Below are 19,882 nucleotides of genomic sequence, written 5' to 3' on the forward strand. Positions count from 1 at the left end.
AATTTTTGGAGGGATTATTTTGTTACGCAAGGCTAAAATCGTATGTACTATTGGACCGGCATCAGAATCGGTGGAAACACTAAAAAAACTAATTAACGCGGGAATGAACGTAGCGCGTTTAAACTTTTCTCACGGTGACTTTGAAGAGCATGGCGCTCGTATTAGAAATATTCGTCAGGCAGCAAAAGAAACAGGGAAATTGGTAGCTATCCTGTTGGATACGAAAGGACCTGAAATTCGTACAGGTAGCATGTCTGTAGACTCCGTAGAGCTAGTAGAAGGCAATACCTTCACCCTAACAACAAAAGAGATGGCTGGAACAGCTGAGCGTGTATCAATCACATATCCTGAGCTTCCTAACGATGTAAAAGTAGGTAGCCAAATTCTAATCGATGATGGTCTGATCGGTTTGGAAGTTACAAAAATTGAAGGTACTGAAATCATTTGTGTTATCAAAAACGGTGGTACATTAAAAAGTAAAAAAGGTGTAAACGTTCCTGGAGTTTCGATCAACTTGCCAGGTATTACAGAGAAGGACGCAGCAGATATCAAATTTGGTATCGAGCAAGGCGTTGACTTTATCGCGGCTTCCTTTGTTCGTAAGGGTTCTGATGTATTGGAAATCCGTGAAATTCTTGATAAACATGGGGCGAAAATTGACATCATCTCCAAGATCGAAAACCAAGAGGGTGTTGACAACATCGATGAAATTTTGGCAGTATCCGATGGTTTAATGGTAGCTCGTGGAGACCTTGGTGTTGAAATTCCAGTTGAGGAAGTTCCTGTTTGCCAAAAAATGATGATTCAAAAATGTAACTTGCTTGGTAAACCAGTTATCACAGCAACACAAATGTTGGATTCTATGCAACGCAACCCACGCCCAACTCGTGCGGAAGCAAGTGACGTAGCGAATGCAATTTATGATGGTACAGATGCTATCATGCTATCTGGAGAAACAGCAGCAGGTAAATATCCAGTAGAATCTGTTCAAACAATGAACAGCATCGCTCTTCGTGCAGAGCAAAGCTTGAACTATCGTGAAGTAATGAAAGCTCATGCTTCCTGCAACCGTGTAACAGTAACAGACGCAATTTCTCAAGCAGTAGTAAAATCCGCTCTTGACCTAAATGCAGCGGCTGTTATCTCTTCTACAGAAAGTGGACATACAGCTCGTCTTGTTTCTAAGTACCGTCCAAAGGCACCAATTATCGCAGTAACTCCACATCAAGGTGTTGCTCGTCGCCTCTCTCTAATGTATGGAGTGTATCCAGTTGTAACGAAGCAAGCAGAAACAACAGATGAAATGTTTGACATCGCTGTACGTGAAGCTTTGACAACAGGTATGGTTAAATATGGTGATCTGGTTGTAATCACAGCAGGTGTTCCTGTTCGCGAAACAGGTACAACAAACCTATTGAAAATCCATGTGATTGGCGATGTACTTGCCAAAGGACAAGGAATTGGGCAAAAAGTAGTAACTGGTAATGTTGTAGTTGCTCGCACAGCAGAAGAGGCAATGAAAAAAGTACAAAAAGGCTCCATCTTGGTATGTCTAGGTACTGATTCTGATATGATTCCTGCATTTGAACGTGCAGCCGCTGTTATCACAGAAGAAGGCGGACTAACTTCTCATGCAGCTATTGTTGGCTTGAACTTAAATACACCTGTTGTAATCGGTGTAAACAATGCTACAGCTATCTTTAAGGATGGCATGGAAGTAACTGTTGATTCAGAACGTGGAAAAATCTTTACTGGCATGGCTCCTGTACTGTAACAAACGTTCGTTTCTTATGAAGAAAAGGACTATCGAGATTATTCGATGGTCCTTTTTGTGCTACTATATGAGAAAAGGTTTTATAAAGATAGGAGGCTATAATGAAATGAATCCAGCTTTTTATCATACCTATCATCTTCGGGTTCGCTACAGCGAAACAGATCAAATGAAAATCGTGTATCATACAAACTATCTAACATGGTTTGAACTTGGACGAACTGAATATATTAGAGAAATAGCTGGAATATCCTATAAAGGGGTAGAGGAAAAAGGAGTACTATTACCAGTAACCAACGCTACGCTGTCTTTTCATTCACCAGCTCGATACGACGATGAGATTGAGATTCGTACGTTTATTGAGTATCTAACCCCCATTCGTATGAATCTTGGTTATGAGATTTATCGAGTAAATGACAATAAATTATTGGTGACAGGGAAAACGGAGCATGTTTTTACGAATCCACAAATAAAACCAATTCGTCTTCCTAAAGTGATTCCAGAACTGTATTCCTGTTTACAATCTGAGTATGAAAAATGTCTTACGTAATAGTTGGTTTGATTATCAGGCAGAGGAAGTGATATGCCCATGTGGTTACGAATTTTGTTTGTGCTTTTTTTAATCATACCGATTTTGGAAATTTGGGGAGTCATTGCAGTAGGAAAAATGATTGGAGGACCATGGACGATCCTTTTGGTTATTTTAACATCGGTGGTAGGGGCATATCTTGCTAAAAAACAAGGAACGCAGACTTTAAAATTGTTACAATTACAGCTATCACGAGGGCAAATGCCAACCGACGCATTGTTGGATGGATTGTTTATCTTATTTGGTGGTTTTTTACTTGTGTTTCCTGGGTTTTTCACCGATATAATTGGTATTATCTTTTTAATACCATACACGAGAATGATAGGACGTTATTTCCTAAAAGCTTGGATTATGTCGATGATTGCTTCTGGGAAAATGATAAAGTTTATTCATTTTAGAAGATAATGGGATAGGGGCCAGCAACCTGATGGGAGACGGGCCTCTATTTTTGTTGAATAGAAAATTGTGGGGTGACTAGCTGGAGTTGCTAAAGAAGTAGGTAGCGTACTTACTGCGTTGTTTGAAACATGAAAAAGGCGCCAAGTCCATATGTAGGAGGCGCCTTCAACTCTAGGAAGCTGGGATAAACACATACTACAAATCAAATGATTTATAACTTACCCTTTACCACATACATCCATAAATCTTCAAAGATTTTCGCCTTAACTAAAGCGTTGATAATCACTAGACTAACGGGTCCAATGATCAAACCTAACACACCAAACAATTCTAATCCCGCAAATAAGGCTACCAATGTGAGCAAGGGGTCTAGTCCTACATTTTCAGCAACAATCTTTGGTTCAATAATCTGACGGAAAATCACAACTATGCCATACAAAACAGAAAGGCCTACAACCAGCCCATATTGCCCCTTAAAGAATAAGAAAATGATCCATGGGACAAATACTGTACCTGTGCCCAAATATGGCAGTAAATCAACTAAACCGGTTAATAACCCTATCGTAACAGCATACTCCACTCGTAAGACTAAAAGACCGATAATTACAACGGCTGCGGTAATTGAGATAAGAGTGAGCTGCGCTTTTAAAAAGCCTACTAATGCGGAACGCAAGTCTAGAATGATTTGATCCATTCGGTGATTAACACCTGTGGGTAAAATCCTGAGCATGCGTGACTTCCACAGATAAAAATCCTTACTCAAGAAAAATGCACCTAACAAAGAAATGACAAATACCGTACCTAAGCTTGGCAGTGACAAAAGGAAGGCATTGATGCCAGATAATGCTCCAACGATAATCGTTTGAAAGCTATTACTAATCGTATGAAGTGCTTCTTTCAAGTTAGAATCAATAGTGGTCTGAGAGTTTAAATCCAGTTGTGTATAGAAAAACTGGAAACGCTGATATAAATTTGCGATAAAATCATGGGTTAGAAAATTTTGGATATATCCAGTAAACTCTACGGAAAGTCTAGGTAATAACTTGACCAAATTTCCGATTTCATTTACGGTCGTATTGATCACCAATGTAATAACCCCAGTGACAATAAGTAACAAGAGTAGCAAAACTACTGTTACGGAGAGCCAACGGGGAAATCGAAGCCGTTCAGTTAAATTATTGACGGGACGGTTTACAATGAGCGCAATGATTAAAGAGATAATAAACGGGTAAATAAGAGGAGTGATCTTTGTGACTGCAAAATACAAGGCAACGATGCAAAGAATCACCCATAAAAAACGAATGCCTTGAAAAAGGCGCGTTAGCCAAGTTTCTGGGGTCAGTGTAGTTCCCTCCCGATCTATCAATTCATCAAAACTGTTGATTTTTCTGTCACGTATTATTATGCAGGAAGAGATACATTTTACGCAAGTTTTAAGACATTTTGACCCTAAAGTATAACTGTTTGAATTTTTATCATTCACAAAATCGTCAATATCTTTTATAATTGGTGTCGAAATGTTGTTTTTACTCTTTCTTTTCTAGTTTACCCGTTATATATCTTATGTCTTACTTTCCTGCCTTTTACTTTATGCAAAAAGAAAATTCATTTTTTTCGCTTTTTTCGCAAAAGAGTTATAGGGGGAGAAGATTTATCAAGAAAAATAGCAATTAACCTATACAGAAAAGGAGAGACGCATATGACAGCTACTAAAGGTTTAGAAGGTGTTGTTGCTGCTCAATCAGCAGTCTGTTCAATCATTGATGGCGTATTGTGCTACAGAGGTATTAATGTTGATGAATTAGCTGAAAACGCTACCTTTGAAGAAGTGGTATATCTACTTTGGCATGGAGCCCTACCGAAGCGCGATCAGCTGGAAGCCTTCCAAAAGGAATTAGGAGCAAGCGCCCAAATCCCTCAAGAGCTAATTGAAAGCATTCGTAAATTTCCAGAAGGCGTTCACTCTATGGCGGCATTGCGCACAGCTGTCTCTTCGCTAGCGCTCTACGACAAAGAGGCACAGGAAATGTCAAAGGAAGCGAACTATCGTAAGTCAATCCGACTAACCGCTCAGACGCCCACTATCGTTGCGGCATATGACCGTATTCGTAAGGGATTGGAACCGATTGCACCGAGAGAGGAGTATTCCATTGCGAAAAATTTCCTGTACATGCTTAGCGGAGAAGAACCATCGGATACGGCAGTGAAAGCATTTGATACGGCGTTAATTCTACATGCCGACCATGAATTTAATGCTTCTACTTTTGCAGCACGTGTCACAGTCGCTACTTTGACAGACATTTATTCTGGGGTGGTATCAGCGATCGGAACCTTGAAAGGACCATTGCATGGAGGAGCTAATGAAGCTGTGGCTACCATGCTGAAAAAAATCGGATCTGTAGACGAGGTCGTTCCTTTTATTCGTCAGGCTTTGAATAATAAGGAAAAAATCATGGGCTTTGGTCATCGTGTTTATAAAGATGGCGATCCGCGTGCAAAATGGTTGCGTCGTATGTCTAAAGAATTGACTGAACAACAAGGCAAAACGGAATTGTATGAAATGTCAGTGAAGATTGAAGAATTGGTTACAGGTGAAAAAGGATTAAAACCAAACGTAGACTTCTATTCTGCTTCGGTTTACGTATCACTAGGTCTAGCTATTGACCTATTTACTCCTATTTTTGCGATCAGCCGTATGTCCGGCTGGACAGCTCACATCATGGAGCAATATGAAAATAATCGCTTAATTCGTCCACGTGCGGACTATATTGGGCCAGTAAATCAGAACTTTGTACCGATCGATCAAAGATAGTTGACTCGTAATGAAAATTCTGGAACTGCCAATCGTTGTAGATTTGGTGGTTCTGGGCATGTCCTTTGGCAGGATTTTCATGTATTATAAAAATAGATCAGATTATAAAAACATGGAGGGGTTCCTTTGTTTAAAAATCTTTCTGCACCAACACATGGAGAAAAAATCACCGTAGATAATGGCAAAATGGTTGTACCTAACAATCCAATTATTCCTTTTATTGAAGGGGACGGAACTGGACCTGATATTTGGAATGCATCTGTTCGCGTTTTAGATGCAGTAGTGGAAAAAGCATATAAGGGCGAGAAAAAAATCGCGTGGTTTGAAGTATTTGCTGGTGAAAAAGCATTTAATCAATATGGTGAGTGGTTGCCTGAAGATACATTAACAGCTGTTCGTGAATATCTGATCGCAATTAAAGGACCTTTGACAACTCCAGTTGGGGGTGGAATTCGGTCTATCAACGTAGCATTGCGTCAAGAGCTTGATCTGTATGCGTGCGTACGCCCTGTTCAATATTTCGACGGAGTACCATCTCCTGTTAAACATCCAGAGCTTACTGACATGGTGATCTTCCGTGAAAATACAGAAGACATTTATGCTGGTGTAGAATGGGCAGAGGGGTCCGATGAAGTTAAAAAAGTTATTCAATTCTTACAAAGTGAAATGGGCGTAAAGAAAATTCGCTTCCCAGAAACTTCTGGTATTGGTATTAAGCCTGTTTCCAAAGATGGTACAGAGCGTTTAGTTCGCGCTGCACTTGATTATGCTTTGGAAAACAACCGTAAATCTTTAACACTTGTTCACAAAGGTAATATCATGAAATTTACCGAAGGCGCATTCAAAAACTGGGGTTATGCTGTTGCTGAAGCGGAATATGGTGATAAAGTATTTACATGGGCACAGTACGACCGTTTAAAAGCGGAAGGTAAAGATGCCGATCAAGCTCAAAAAGAAGCAGAAGCAGCAGGCAAGCTAATCGTAAAAGATGTTATTGCAGACGCTTTCTTGCAACAAATCTTGACTCGTCCGGCAGAATATGATGTAGTAGCTACATTGAACTTAAATGGTGACTACATTTCCGACGCATTAGCTGCACAAGTTGGAGGTATTGGTATCGCCCCTGGTGCCAACATCAACTATTTGACTGGTCATGCTATTTTTGAAGCAACCCATGGTACAGCTCCAAAATATGCTGGTCTTGATAAAGTAAATCCATCTTCTGTAATCTTGTCTGGTGAAATGATGCTTCGTCATTTAGGTTGGAATGAAGCAGCTGATATGTTGATAGCAGCAATGGAAAAAACAATTTCATTAAAAGAAGTAACGTATGATTTTGCCCGTCTGATGGATGGTGCAAAAGAACTGAAAACATCTGAATTTGCAGATGCCTTAATCAAAAATCTATAGGAATCGAAAACTTGAGGAGGTCTATTACATGTCTTTCCAACGCAAAAAAATCGCAGTCATCGGTAGTGGTTTCACAGGTGCAACAACAGCTTTTATCCTAGCTCAAAAGGAATTGGGCGATGTTGTTCTTGTTGATATCCCTCAACTAGAGAATCCTACAAAAGGAAAAGCATTAGACATGATGGAATCTTCCCCTGTGCTAGGCTTTGATTCTAAAATCACAGGTACTTCTAACTATGCGGATATCCAAGGTGCTGATATGGTTATCATTACTGCTGGTATCGCTCGTAAACCTGGTATGTCCCGTGATGACTTGGTAAACACCAATGCTGGTATCATGAAATCAGTAGCAGAAAACGTAAAAATCTATGCCCCAAACTCAACAATTATCATATTGTCTAACCCAGTTGATGCAATGACTTACACATTCTATAAAGCATCTGGTTTCCCTAAAGAGCGCGTTATTGGTCAATCAGGTGTACTAGATACAGCTCGTTTCCGTACATTCGTGGCTGAAGAGTTAAACGTATCTGTAGAAGACGTAACAGGCTTCGTACTAGGTGGACACGGTGACGACATGGTTCCACTTGTTCGTTACTCCTATGCTGGTGGTATCCCACTAGAAACATTAATTCCAAAAGATCGCCTTGATGCAATCGTGGAACGCACTCGTAAAGGTGGCGGTGAAATCGTTAGCTTGCTAGGTAATGGTTCCGCTTACTATGCACCGGCTGCTTCTTTAGTACAAATGGCAGAAGCAATCTTAAAAGACAAAAAACGCATTCTTCCATCTATCGCTTTATTGCAAGGTGAATATGGCTACCAAGATCTATACCTAGGTGTTCCAACCTTGCTTGGTAAAGATGGTATCGAAAAAATCTATGAACTAGAACTGACAGAAGACGAAAAAGCAGCTTTGGAAAAATCTGCTGACGCTGTTCGTAATGTCATCAAAGTTCTTCAATAGAAAAAAGAGTCAACAAAAAGGAGAGCCATCGTTGCTCTCCTTTTTGTTTGTAACCGCTATCTCCCCCTCAACTAAGCCATCCTTAAATCCTTACAGGAAGAAAACCAATTCTTTACAAGAAAATTACTTGCACCGCTAAATGTCATCTGTCAGACTGAGATTACAAGCCTAGAATACCAAACATAAAGGTAATACTATAGAAGAGATAAGTTGAGACTTTCATGTAGGGGGAAGCATAGTGACGAAGATTTTGGTAGTAGAAGATGAGGTATCTATTTCTAAATTGATTCAATTTAATTTGGAAAAGGCGGGTTATGAGGTTATTACCGCTTTTGATGGCAGACAGGCGTTAACAATGGCGCGTGAAGAGAAGCCAGATTTTATCATCTTAGACCTAATGCTTCCGTATATGGATGGTCTAGATGTCTGCAAAACACTTCGCCAGGAACGAATTAATACGCCTATCCTTATCTTGACGGCAAAAGAAGATGAGCTAGACAAAATTTTAGGGCTTGAATTGGGAGCAGATGATTATATCACAAAGCCCTTTAGCCCTAGAGAAGTAGTCGCTCGAGTCAAAGCTATTCTGCGTCGTTTCAATGCTAAGCCAGAACCAGATCAGGAAAAACAAGAAGAACGTCAGTACTCATTTGGAGAAATTATCATCTATCCAGAAAAATATGAGGTCTTCCTCCGTGACGAGAAGGTGGAATTGACACCTAAAGAATTTGAATTGCTTCAATACCTTGCAAGTAACGTTGGACGCGTCTTAACACGTGACCAATTGCTTAATGCAGTATGGAATTATGATTTTGTAGGTGATTCTCGCATTGTAGACGTACATGTCAGCCATTTGCGAGAAAAATTGGAGCATGATACCAAAAACCCACGTTATATTAAAACGGTACGTGGTCTCGGATATAAATTAGAAGGCTAGGCCACAGGGAGGGTACAGTGAATCGATTTCGCCTGAAGCTTACCTTTACAATACTAAGTTTAATTTCGCTTGTTCTTATTGTGATTGGGATATTTATTGGAAAAGTTATGGAACAATCTTATTTACAGATGCAATATGATCTTTTGAGAAAAGAAGCTTTATTTATCTCGGAAACGATCATTGATCCAAAAATATTAACTCAGCAAGAGCGTTTAGAAGCCCAAATCCAGCATTTTACTGAATCTATGGAGGTACGTATCACTGTAGTTAATCCTTTGGGAGTAGTAATGGCGGATACCTCAGGTGTAGACCAAAAACTGAAAAATCATGCACATCGGTCAGAGATTGAAGCGGCCCTCCGTGGGCAAGTAGGAATCGCACATCGGGAAAGTGATACGTTGCATCAACAGATGATCTATGTGGCTGTGCCATTAAAGGATAATAAAACAGGACAAGTTGTTGGGGCTGTCCGTTCAGCTATGTCAATGCAAGCCATTACTCAATCTGTCCATCAGATGTGGTTTAGTTTGGTCATGGGACTTGTAATTACTCTGATTATCGGGAGTATTGTCAGTTCACATATCTCTCATGGTATTACAAAACCAATCGAGGAGATTATCCGTGTAGCGAGAAATATTACGCAGCGTCAATATGAGAGTCGCGTCAAAATTAAACCACGTGATGAATTAGGTCAATTGGCAACAGCGATTAATTTTATGGCATCTAGCTTGGAGCAACAGATGTATCAGATATCGGAGAATCAGCAACGCTTAACAGGGGTGCTGGCGACGATGCCAAGCGGCGTAATTTTAATCGCGGAGAATAGGCGAATTGAGCTTATTAATAATGCAGTTGAAAAAATGTTGAACATATCTAGTTCTGAATTAGTAGGAAAATTACATTTTGAAGCAGGGCATAATTACGGTTTTAGTAAGCATATTGATGACGTAATGCGCACGGGGGAACGGAAGCGGGATGAGATTCATATTTTTTACCCAACAGAGCGGATAATCTACGCTGATTTTTCGTCTTATGTGAATTACCGTGGAGAAATTAAAGGCGTCCTGGCTGTGTTAAATGACATTACAGATATCCGCCGATTAGAAAAGATGCGCAGTGATTTTGTTGCCAATGTTTCACATGAGTTACGAACACCTATTACTTCTATTAAAGGTTTCACGGAAACGCTATTAGACGGAGCGCTTAAAGATGAAGAGATTAGCAGGCATTTTTTGCAAATTATTTACGATGAGAGTGAGCGTCTATTTCGATTAATTAGTGACATTCTAGATTTATCAAAAATTGAGCAGAAACGAATAACACTGACGTACACCGAGGTGGAGATGCACCCGCTAATACAAGAAACAGCAGTCTTACTTCGGGAACAACTACAACGAAAAGAGCTTCAGCTCGTTTTACCTTCCGATCAAGGAATTATGCTAAGGGCTGATAAGGATTGCTTGCAACAGATTTTACTCAACCTGCTGGCTAATGCGATTGCTTATACACCAGAGGGCGGCAAGATCACGATTGAACTAAAAAGAGACGAGGATTATCTTTACTTAGATGTGGCTGATACGGGTATAGGAATTCCAGAAGGTGATCTTGGGCGTATTTTTGAGCGATTTTATCGTGTCGACAAAGCACGATCACGTGACTCTGGTGGAACCGGCTTAGGCTTAGCTATTGTGAAGCACATATGTGAGTCTTTACATGGATCAATTACAGTAAGCAGTACTGAGGGTGTTGGCTCTGTGTTTTCTGTTACGTTACCGTTGGACAATCCAATCTCATAATGATGAAAGTAAAAATAGAGTGCCAAACTGCCAGTACAGTTATAGCACTCTATTTTTGACTGAAAAGATTTCCTGTACGTTAAAAAGATTTCCTGAGTAATCAGCTATCGAGTGAAATAATCACCTCTTGTTAATACTACAGGAGGGAGGTGCTGGATTCTGTGATTAGTTTGATGGCAGGCTTGATGCTGGTTTTACAATTGCAAGGAAATGTACCAGTTACTCATAGTATGAATCAGGATGTCGTCTCGATAGACCGAAAAGCGTTTATGCTTCCGTTTACACAGTTGCCTATTTTGGATATTTATAAACTGGAAGCGCATATGTCGAGGCTTGAGGGACAAGTGTATCGTGCTCCAGTGAATGCTAGATGGGATGAACATGGGAAAATCATCCCAGAAAAACGTGGACAACGTTTAGATCGTCAAGCTTTTATGGAATCATTTATTTCCTATTTTTATTCCAATGAACAAACTCAATTACAAATCCCCACTCGTACGGTCCTACCTAAAGTAGATACTTCATTATTGAAAGAGGTTTCACAAAAACAGATTGGGGCTTATGTTACTTATTATAATCCTCGCAATAAGAATCGAGCTAGTAATATTGCCCTCTCTAGTAAAGCCATCGACAATGTGGTGTTGTTCTCAGGAGAAACATTCTCTTTTAACCAAACAGTCGGAGAAAGAACAAAAAAAAGGGGATACTTACCTGCTCCAGTAATTGTTCGTGGGGAATTATCGGAAGGAATTGGTGGAGGAATTTGTCAGGTTTCTTCTACTTTATATAATGCAGTGGACAAGTCGGGGTTAAAAATTTTACAGCGTTATGCCCATAGTCGTAATGTTGCTTATGTACCTCCAGGTAGAGACGCGACAGTTAGCTGGGATGGTCCCGATTTTCGTTTTCAAAATCGCTACGCATACCCAATCCTTATACGAGCAAAAGCTATTCATGGCATGATGGTTGTGCGGGTATTTTCTTTTTCTGATTTAGATTATGATCCGCGCGAAGTACCTACTGTTCGTAAGCGATTGCCTGAAGAAACCGATCAACCGCTGGATAATGAAAGTAGTAAATTACACCAAAAACTGCCAATACACTAAGTAAACCTCCACTCTCTCATAAGGCATAGGTTATAAGCAAAGTATAATTAATAATTGAAAAAAGTTGCAATCAACTATAAATGTTTCTATCATTATTACTAGGTTTCTACTAGAGACGATTCAAAAGAAAGAGGGAGTGCGATGAAAACCTATGGCTAAGCAGCACAAAAAAACGACCCTATCTTCGTTTTTACTAAAGTTTATTTTTATTACCATTGGAGCCATTATGATGGCTGTATCACTGGAGCTATTCCTTGTTCCTAACAAAGTGATTGACGGAGGAATTGCTGGTATCTCCATTATGATGTCTTCCATTACCAATTTACCATTGGGATTATTTCTCTTCTTCTTCAACTTGCCATTCTTGATTGTAGGCTTCAAGCAAATCGGTAAAACCTTTGCTATTTCTACTTTGTATGGAATCGCAATCATGTCATTGACGACTTCCATGCTCCATCATGTACCCGCATTTACGAATGAAAAAATGCTCGCCGTTATGTTTGGTGGAGTTATTCTCGGGGTGGGTGTAGGTCTTGTTATCCGTTTTGGGGGTACATTAGATGGAACAGAAATCGTCGCGATTCTCCTATCTAGAAAAACGAGAGTCCCTGTTGGGCAGCTCATCATGTTTATTAACGTATTTATCTTTATCATGGCTGGTTTTGTATTTGAATGGGATTCTGCTATGTATTCTATTTTTACGTATTACATAGCCTTTAAACTGATTGATGTTGTCGTAGAGGGTTTAAACGAATCCAAATCAGTAACGATTATTTCGAAAGAATATGAAGAGATTTCTGAGGCGATCAATGCACGTTTGGGGCGTAGTACAACTTATGTCTACGCACGAGGTGGATACAGCAAGGAAGAGACACAAATGATCTATTGTGTGGTGACGCGTTTGGAAGTGGCTAAGCTTCGTGCCATTATTCAAGAGATTGACGACAATGCCTTCATCGCCATTGAGCATGTTTCTGATGTAACTGGTGGTAATTTTGCCAAAAAAGATATTCATTAGACAAAAACAAAAATCCCTTGTCAAAAAACAAGGGATTTTTACTATTTTCACCATAAAAAATGAATCACTCGGGCGACCATATATCCAAGCACAATTGTCCAAATCACTTTTCCCCATCTGGGAAGGTTAGCTATATATTCACCCATTCCTTTACTAAAATTACGTCGTTTCATTTTGATTCAGTTCCTCCTTTGGCTTGTTAAAGCGGATAAAAAGGAAAATCCCGAACAGAATGATGAAGCCGCCAATCCATTGTGGCAAGGTAACAATATCACCAAATATGATATAAGCAAGAATGCAGGTACCAATCGGTTCAAAAAGAATCCCTACGGAAACCGTGGTTGTATTTAACCATTTAATGACCCAATTCAAAATAGAATGGCCAAGCAGAGTAGGGAAGAAAGCTAAACAGATAAACCATCCCCAGTCCGCGAGTGGATATCCTGTAAGTGGATGACCATAAAATAAACTGTGTCCAAGTAAAAAGACAGAACTAATGAGGTAGACAGCAAAGCTATACGCTGTTGATGAAACACCACGTCGAAGGTACTGTCCAATCAGCCAGTAAAGTGTCACAATAAATGCTGCAAGTAATGCTAGCAGATCTCCGTATAGGGCCATTCCTCCTACACGAAAATCTCCCCAACCAATTACGAAGCTACCCACGATAGCAAAAATGCCACCAGCCATAGCTAGTTTACTCAGGCGTTCTTTAAATAGAAAATAGCCACCGATAAAGGCAAATAGAGGTTGGAGCGTAACGAGTACTGTAGAACTAGCGATGGAAGTATAATTCAGCGAATCAAACCAGAGCAGGAAATGAGCGGCAAGGAAACCTCCAGATAGAATACTTAATATCCATTGCTTTCTGGTAAATTGAATGATTTCGCGCCAAGTACCTTTGTTTATAAACATAAAGGGTACGGTCAATACAACGGAAAACAACAGGCGATAGGTAGCAATGACTGGTGCAGGCGCCGATGATAGTTTAACGAAGATAGCAGAAGTTGAAATGGCTAAAACAGCTAAAAATAAGGCAAAATAAGGCGGTATGATGGGTCTCTCCATGATTGTAATATCCTCTCAGTCACGACGGTTATAGTTATGTAAAAAATGAAAAAAACAAGCTGGAATCAGTGGTCAGACCATATGTAGTCTGCCCTTATTTTACAAGAGGAAAGACCAACTCACAACTATGTTGAAAAGCTGATATGTAACGGACTCTCCTTGGTTACGTGATTACCCAGTTTCCTTTTTTCTTTTAGGTCTACCTGTGGTAAGATGAAAGGTAATGAATTAACAGAAAGGGGTCGGACGTACATGAGCCATTTTGTGCTGATTGATGGGAATAGTATCGCCAACCGTGCCTTTTATGCGTTGCCGCTACTGTCCACCTCACAAGGACTTCACACGAATGCAGTACTTGGTTTTACGACCATGTTGCTAAAAGTAATAGATGAAATGAAACCGACTCATATTCTAGTAGCTTTTGATGCAGGTAAAGTGGTATTTCGCCACTCTGAATATACAGAGTACAAGGGAGGTCGCGCTAAGACGCCCTCTGAATTATCTGAGCAATTTCCATTAATTCGAGAGTTATTAGACGCGTTTTCGATAAAGAGATTTGAATTAGAAGGCTATGAAGCTGATGATATCATTGGAACGCTAACATTGCGTGCGGAAGATGAACAGATAAAAACAACTGTAATCACCGGGGATAAAGATATGCTACAGCTGGTGTCTCCGCATGTATCTACAGCTATTACTCGAAAGGGTATAAGCGAAATCGAGCTATATTCTACAGAAGAAATCTTTGAAAAATATGGTTTAAAGCCTGAACAGATCATTGACTTGAAAGGGTTAATGGGTGATAGCTCCGACAATATTCCAGGTGTCCCAGGTGTAGGAGAGAAAACGGCACTTAAATTATTGCACCAATTTGGTTCTGTTGAAGAGGTTCTATCTAACATCGATCAGGTGTCTGGCAAAAAATTGCAGGAAAATCTACGCAACAATGTAGAGCAAGCAAAAATGAGTAAATCACTAGCAACCATTATGCGAGATACTCCGGTTGCCATGAGTATTGCTGATTCACAATACACAGGATACCAGCCTGATGAGCTAATTGAGTTCTTCAAAAAGATGGAATTTAAATCGCTACTGTCTAAGGTAAAAGGTGGTAGCAGCATTGCTGATAGCTATGGACAAGGTAGCGCAGAAGCGGCTGAAGGCTCTACAGCGAACACTTCATTATCAGATAAGCCTTTTACTTATACCATGGTCGAAGAAGCTAATCTGGCCGATTATGAGCCTCTATTGACATCTCCAATGAGCTTGGTGGTAGAGATGGACGGAGAGAACTATCATTATGCGCCAATTGTTGGATTTGGTTTAGCTACAGAAGAACAAGCTTTATTCATTCCTTATGAAACGGCTAAAAGCTGGACAGCCTTTACAGAATGGTTACAAGATGCTTCAAAACAAAAATGGGTCTTCGATGGAAAGCGTGAAACGGTAGGTCTTTGCTGGCATGAAATGGATATAAAGGGAATTGATTTTGATTTATTCCTTGCTTCCTATTTAATTAATGCAAGTGAGAGCAATCCTACTCTGTCAGATGCTACTGCCAAATTCTCGTCTGTAAAGGTAGCATCTGATGAGGATATCTATGGTAAAGGGGCAAAGCGAAGCCTGCCGTCCATGGAACTCATTAGTGAACACGTAGCACGTAAGGCGCAAGCTTTGTGGCAAAGCGTCCTTCAAGCAAAAGAAGAGCTAACGATTAACCAATTAACAGAGCTTTACACAAATATTGAGCAGCCTCTTAGTCTCGTACTTGCCGATATGGAAGAGATCGGTGTTCTGGTTAATCGGGAGCAGCTGCATCAGATGGGCGAAGAGCTAGATAGACAATTAGAGGCTTTGACTGAAAAAATTTATGAGCAAGCGGGTACTACGTTTAACATAAATTCTCCGAAGCAACTAGGTGAAATACTGTTTGAACGCATGGGAATTCCACCTGAGAAGAAAACCAAGACAGGTTATTCTACCAGCGCAGATGTACTAGAGAAGCTGGCTCAAAGATATCCGATCGTTATAGATATTCTTACGTATCGTCAATTAGGCAAGCTACGTTCTACGTATATTGAAGGGCTATTAAAAGAGATTCATGGCAAAACGGGTAGAGTGCATACTCGCTTTAATCAAGCCACAACTGCTACCGGACGGCTAAGCAGCACGGAGCCGAACCTCCAAAACATCCCGATCCGTTTGGAAGAGGGGCGTAAAATCAGAAAAGCATTTGTACCAACAAACGAAAACTGCTATATCCTCGCTGCTGATTATTCACAGATCGAGCTACGAATTTTAGCGCATATTTCGAAGGATCCAAACCTGATTGACGCTTTCGTAAATAACATGGACATTCATACTCGCACAGCGATGGATGTATTCGGAGTAAGTGAAGACGAAGTAACCTCCATGATGCGTCGTCAAGCGAAGGCTGTTAACTTTGGAATTGTTTACGGAATTAGTGATTTTGGTTTATCGCAGAATTTAAATATATCGCGTAAGGAAGCGGCTGAATTTATAGCCCGCTATTTTGATGTTTTTTCAGGTGTTCAGAATTACATGGAAGAGATTAAGCATCAGGCAAAAAAGGATGGTTACGTGACGACACTACTGCACCGCCGTCGTTATCTACCGGATATTGCAAGTAAAAACTTTAATCTACGTTCTTTTGCAGAGCGTACCGCTATGAACACTCCTATTCAAGGAACGGCTGCTGATATTATTAAACTTGCGATGATCCGGATGCAAGAGGCCCTTGCCGAGAATCAGCTAAAAAGTCGCATGCTTCTTCAGGTACACGATGAATTGGTGTTTGAAGTCCCAGAGGATGAATTAGAAACGATGCAAAAGCTGGTAGCTAACGTAATGGAGAACGCTCTTCAACTGGACGTTCCACTTAGAGTAGATGTAAATTATGGGGAAACCTGGTATGACGCCAAGTAGGAGGGACATCTGATGCCAGAACTACCAGAGGTAGAAACCGTCGTTCGCACACTAAGAACACTGGTGTTGGACAAGACGATTGAACGGGTGAGTGTATTATTACCACGGATTATTCGGCGTCCTGCCGATGTGGAACAATTTAAATCGGTTTTGGTCGGACAAACCATTCATGCTGTTGAACGGCGAGCCAAATTTATTAAATTTATTCTCGATCAGGATGTGTTGATTTCACATTTGCGTATGGAAGGAAGATATGGAGTTTATCAAGCCTCCGAAGAGATCGAAAAGCATACGCATGTGATTTTTCATTTCACGGATGGAACGGAGCTACGCTATCGGGATGTGCGTCAATTTGGTACGATGGATGTTATTCCATTAGGTAAGGAACAAGAGGTGGAGCCACTTAAAAAGCTGGGACCCGAGCCTTTAGATGAAGCCTTTACGCCTACTTTACTTACAAGCATGTTAAAACGTAAGACTACTAAAATCAAACCGTTGTTATTAAATCAGGAATTTATGGTGGGCTTGGGGAATATCTATGTGGACGAGGCTCTTTTCCGAGCTAATATACATCCAGAGCGGATAGCAAATACATTGACTGATGATCAAATAGAGAATTTGCATAAAAGTATTGTACAGACCCTACAAGAAGCGATTGATGCTGGGGGTAGCTCCATTAAATCCTATGTAAATGGACAAGGCGAAATGGGGATGTTCCAACAAGTATTAAAGGTTTACGGGAAAAAAGGAGAGTTGTGTCCGAGTTGCTCCACAGAGATTGTTAAAATTGTTGTAGGAGGACGCGGAACGCACTTTTGCCCATCCTGTCAAAAATAGACCGCTTATCGGGAAGGAGGAGATAGCGTGATTTTGGGTCTAACAGGAGGAATTGCGAGCGGAAAAAGCACTGTTGCAGCCATGTTGCGTGAACGGGGAGTCACCGTTATCGACGCGGATCTTATTGCCCGAGAAGTGGTAGAGGTGGGCAAGCCCGCTTATAAAGGCATCGTCAAGCACTTTGGCACTAGTGTTTTGGATGAGACGGGTGCTTTAGATCGTGCGGTACTAGGGGAAATTATCTTTAGCGATAGAGAAAAACGAATGATTTTAAATGAAATCGTTCATCCAGAAGTACGCAAAGAGATGCGTCTACAAGCTACTCTAGCACAAGAACGTGGGGAGCGGCTTGTCTTTATGGACATTCCGCTATTGTATGAGAGCAAGCTTACCTATATGGTAGACAGAGTTGTGGTTGTTTACGTACCGGAATCCGTACAGTTTACACGATTAATGGAACGTGATGAATTTGACGAGGAACAGGCGACAAAGCGCTTGCGTGCTCAGATGAATATTGAAGAAAAGCGTAAAATAGCTCATTATGTAATCGACAACCAAGGGAGCCGCTCAGACACTCAGAAGCAGGTTGATGATTTGGTGACTAGCTTGCTTTCGGAGATAATCCCATGAAAACGCTACGCTCTGCTATTCTCTTGTTTTCCGTTTTTATTATCATCTATCTGTTACTAAACTCCTCCTTTGTTTGGAAATTGATGTACCCGATCAAATATGAGGAACAAATAAAATTAGTTAGTAAGAAATACGAAGTAAATCCATACCTTGTGCTTGCGGTTATTCGATCTGAATCGAAATTTAAGCCGGACCTGGTTTCGAAAAAAGGAGCAGTCGGTTTAATGCAATTGATGCCAAACACAGCAGAGTGGATACAGTCTCAGGGCAAGCTGGAAATGTTGTATCCTGCTGATTTAGAACATCCTGCGACTAACATTAATTTAGGAACCTGGTACCTAGCTTATTTGTTACAAATGTTTAAAGGTAATGAAGTAGTTGCATTAGCTGCTTATAACGCAGGGCAAGGGAATGTGAAAAATTGGATACAAAATAAGCGGTGGGAAGGGACACGTGAAACGATCTCAGATATCCCGTTTGGGGAGACACGTCACTATGTCCAACGTGTTTTGTATTATGAAGATCGATATAAAGAAGTGTACAAGAATAGCTTTCCTAATCTTGCTCCCTGATGGTAATCGGTCAGGGAGCTGTTTTATTATGGAACCGAGTAGTTGGGAGGGGTGTTATAAATGGACTTCTATACATGGATTCAACAAGAAATGCCCCAATTGATTATCAGCACCTATCGAGAAGAATGCGGTTGGGATAATACACCATGTATCGTTAACGAACAGCTAGTATTTCGATTTGCTAAAGAAAAGAAGCTTCGCGTACAGATCAAGAAGGAAGAAAGACTACTAAAAAGCTTGCAGCCTTTGGATAGAGAGCATTTTGACACATTATCAGCTACTGAAAAAAAGAATCTAGCTAAACAACTTGCAGATTTTTTCTCGGCATTTCACCAAATAAATGTAACAGAGCTTCAAATAAATAATGATAATCCAGTAGAGAGGCTATTTGGCTGTAGTCATAACCTTCCTTTTTGGCTAGCTCATTTAGCTGATGTTGAAAAACTTATTTATCCCCTTTTACACTGTAATATCTCCTCTTCACTTCCATCCACTCTCATCCAAAAGCCTGCCCAGCCTGTCACAGACTCCGTTTGAATAAATCCTGTTAATTGCATGCGCTTACCTCGATATTTGTGTGGCTGAAACATCTGCATCATCGTGCCAAATCCTTCTGGATGAGGTTGTTTAGAACGAAGATAGTCTGAACATGTACCGTGGTGAATGATATTATATTATATCCACTCCCATCTCATAGGCCCAGGGATTGGCACCTTGTAACATCCAGCCAGTGGGTTTTGGATTTGTAGAGATTGAATTCATAGAAAACTCCTCCTGTTTGAAAAGAAGTGCTTGCATATAGCGGCGATAGACAGCAGGTGTCATGAGATATTCCTTTTTGAAGGCACGAGTAAAGGACTCCTGTGATTCAAAGCCTAAAGTAACTGCAATATCTAAAATGCCTAGAGTAGAGGTACAAAGTAGAGAGACTGCTTTTGCTAACCGGCGTCTTTTTATGTACTCATAGGGTGGAAATCCCACATGTTTAAGAAATAAAGCATGAAAATGAGCGACTGAGTAGCCG

General features: G+C 40.5%; 18 protein-coding genes and 1 pseudogene. 15 read left to right on the top strand and 4 right to left on the bottom strand.

Annotation, left to right across the window (positions count from 1 at the left end):
* Nucleotides 1–19: 19 nt before the first annotated feature.
* The 3 genes from pyk to BrL25_RS15200 all read left to right on the top strand — a co-directional run bounded on the left by pyk (nt 20) and on the right by BrL25_RS15200 (nt 2,765).
* Nucleotides 20–1,774 (top strand): pyruvate kinase, encoded by a 1,755-nt coding sequence (gene pyk / locus BrL25_RS15190; RefSeq protein WP_018671447.1) that lies wholly within the window; start codon nt 20–22, stop codon nt 1,772–1,774.
* Between the two features lie 106 nt (nt 1,775–1,880).
* On the top strand, nt 1,881–2,321 hold the full coding sequence (locus tag BrL25_RS15195) for an acyl-CoA thioesterase (protein ID WP_018671446.1): 441 nt from the start codon (nt 1,881–1,883) through the stop codon (nt 2,319–2,321).
* Nucleotides 2,322–2,360: 39 nt separating this feature from the next.
* Nucleotides 2,361–2,765, top strand: a complete 405-nt coding sequence (locus BrL25_RS15200) for an FxsA family protein (RefSeq protein ID WP_018671445.1) — start codon at nt 2,361–2,363, stop codon at nt 2,763–2,765.
* 205 nt (nt 2,766–2,970) lie between these two features.
* Here the strand turns inward: BrL25_RS15200 and ytvI are convergent, their stop codons facing one another.
* Entirely contained in the window at nt 2,971–4,125 is a 1,155-nt protein-coding gene (gene ytvI / locus BrL25_RS15205) for a sporulation integral membrane protein YtvI (protein ID WP_026315141.1), read from the bottom strand.
* A 333-nt stretch (nt 4,126–4,458) separates the two neighbouring features.
* On the opposite strand from ytvI, the gene citZ reads away from it, so the two are divergent.
* The 7 genes from citZ (at nt 4,459) to BrL25_RS15240 (ending at nt 12,805) form a co-directional block, all read left to right on the top strand.
* The gene (citZ, locus tag BrL25_RS15210) at nt 4,459–5,571 is read left to right on the top strand and encodes a citrate synthase (protein ID WP_018671443.1); all 1,113 of its coding nucleotides are present in this window, start codon (nt 4,459–4,461) and stop codon (nt 5,569–5,571) included.
* A gap of 126 nt (nt 5,572–5,697) precedes the next feature.
* Nucleotides 5,698–6,981: an NADP-dependent isocitrate dehydrogenase gene (icd, locus tag BrL25_RS15215; RefSeq protein WP_018671442.1), complete on the top strand. Its 1,284-nt coding sequence runs from the start codon at nt 5,698–5,700 to the stop codon at nt 6,979–6,981.
* A 28-nt stretch (nt 6,982–7,009) separates the two neighbouring features.
* On the top strand, nt 7,010–7,948 hold the full coding sequence (mdh, locus tag BrL25_RS15220) for a malate dehydrogenase (protein ID WP_018671441.1): 939 nt from the start codon (nt 7,010–7,012) through the stop codon (nt 7,946–7,948).
* Between the two features lie 238 nt (nt 7,949–8,186).
* On the top strand, nt 8,187–8,885 hold the full coding sequence (locus BrL25_RS15225; protein WP_018671440.1) for a response regulator transcription factor: 699 nt from the start codon (nt 8,187–8,189) through the stop codon (nt 8,883–8,885).
* Nucleotides 8,886–8,902: 17 nt separating this feature from the next.
* Nucleotides 8,903–10,681, top strand: coding sequence for a two-component system histidine kinase PnpS (gene pnpS, locus BrL25_RS15230; RefSeq protein WP_018671439.1), 1,779 nt, complete (start codon nt 8,903–8,905; stop codon nt 10,679–10,681).
* A 161-nt stretch (nt 10,682–10,842) separates the two neighbouring features.
* Nucleotides 10,843–11,787: a VanW family protein gene (locus BrL25_RS15235; RefSeq protein ID WP_026315140.1), complete on the top strand. Its 945-nt coding sequence runs from the start codon at nt 10,843–10,845 to the stop codon at nt 11,785–11,787.
* Nucleotides 11,788–11,938: 151 nt separating this feature from the next.
* Nucleotides 11,939–12,805, top strand: coding sequence for a YitT family protein (locus BrL25_RS15240; protein ID WP_018671437.1), 867 nt, complete (start codon nt 11,939–11,941; stop codon nt 12,803–12,805).
* A 47-nt stretch (nt 12,806–12,852) separates the two neighbouring features.
* On the opposite strand, the gene BrL25_RS26270 is transcribed toward BrL25_RS15240, so the two are convergent.
* Together BrL25_RS26270 and BrL25_RS15245 are read right to left on the bottom strand one after the other, a co-directional pair.
* Nucleotides 12,853–12,978 (bottom strand): hypothetical protein, encoded by a 126-nt coding sequence (locus BrL25_RS26270; protein WP_018671436.1) that lies wholly within the window; start codon nt 12,976–12,978, stop codon nt 12,853–12,855.
* Nucleotides 12,965–13,873, bottom strand: a complete 909-nt coding sequence (locus BrL25_RS15245) for a DMT family transporter (RefSeq protein WP_018671435.1) — start codon at nt 13,871–13,873, stop codon at nt 12,965–12,967. Before BrL25_RS15245 ends, BrL25_RS26270 begins: the two co-directional genes overlap by 14 nt.
* Before the next feature lie 252 nt (nt 13,874–14,125).
* Here BrL25_RS15245 and polA point away from each other — a divergent pair, with 252 nt between their 5' ends.
* The 5 genes from polA to BrL25_RS15270 are packed head-to-tail and all read left to right on the top strand — an operon-like array spanning nt 14,126 to nt 19,395.
* The gene (gene polA, locus BrL25_RS15250; RefSeq protein WP_018671434.1) at nt 14,126–16,819 is read left to right on the top strand and encodes a DNA polymerase I; all 2,694 of its coding nucleotides are present in this window, start codon (nt 14,126–14,128) and stop codon (nt 16,817–16,819) included.
* A gap of 12 nt (nt 16,820–16,831) precedes the next feature.
* The gene (gene mutM / locus BrL25_RS15255) at nt 16,832–17,656 is read left to right on the top strand and encodes a DNA-formamidopyrimidine glycosylase (protein ID WP_018671433.1); all 825 of its coding nucleotides are present in this window, start codon (nt 16,832–16,834) and stop codon (nt 17,654–17,656) included.
* A 27-nt stretch (nt 17,657–17,683) separates the two neighbouring features.
* On the top strand, nt 17,684–18,286 hold the full coding sequence (coaE, locus tag BrL25_RS15260) for a dephospho-CoA kinase (RefSeq protein WP_018671432.1): 603 nt from the start codon (nt 17,684–17,686) through the stop codon (nt 18,284–18,286).
* Nucleotides 18,283–18,858, top strand: a complete 576-nt coding sequence (locus BrL25_RS15265; protein ID WP_018671431.1) for a lytic transglycosylase domain-containing protein — start codon at nt 18,283–18,285, stop codon at nt 18,856–18,858. Before coaE ends, BrL25_RS15265 begins: the two co-directional genes overlap by 4 nt.
* Before the next feature lie 60 nt (nt 18,859–18,918).
* Nucleotides 18,919–19,395 carry a hypothetical protein gene (locus BrL25_RS15270; RefSeq protein WP_018671430.1) on the top strand — a complete coding sequence of 159 codons (477 nt, stop codon included), beginning with the start codon at nt 18,919–18,921 and terminating at the stop codon, nt 19,393–19,395.
* A gap of 312 nt (nt 19,396–19,707) precedes the next feature.
* Here the strand turns inward: BrL25_RS15270 and BrL25_RS25720 are convergent.
* Nucleotides 19,708–19,839 (bottom strand): annotated as a pseudogene (locus BrL25_RS25720) (helix-turn-helix domain-containing protein); the annotation flags it as partial.
* Nucleotides 19,840–19,882 lie beyond the last annotated feature (43 nt).

Source organism: Brevibacillus laterosporus DSM 25, from assembly GCF_002706795.1.
Taxonomy (GTDB): Bacteria; Bacillota; Bacilli; order Brevibacillales; family Brevibacillaceae; genus Brevibacillus_B; species Brevibacillus_B laterosporus.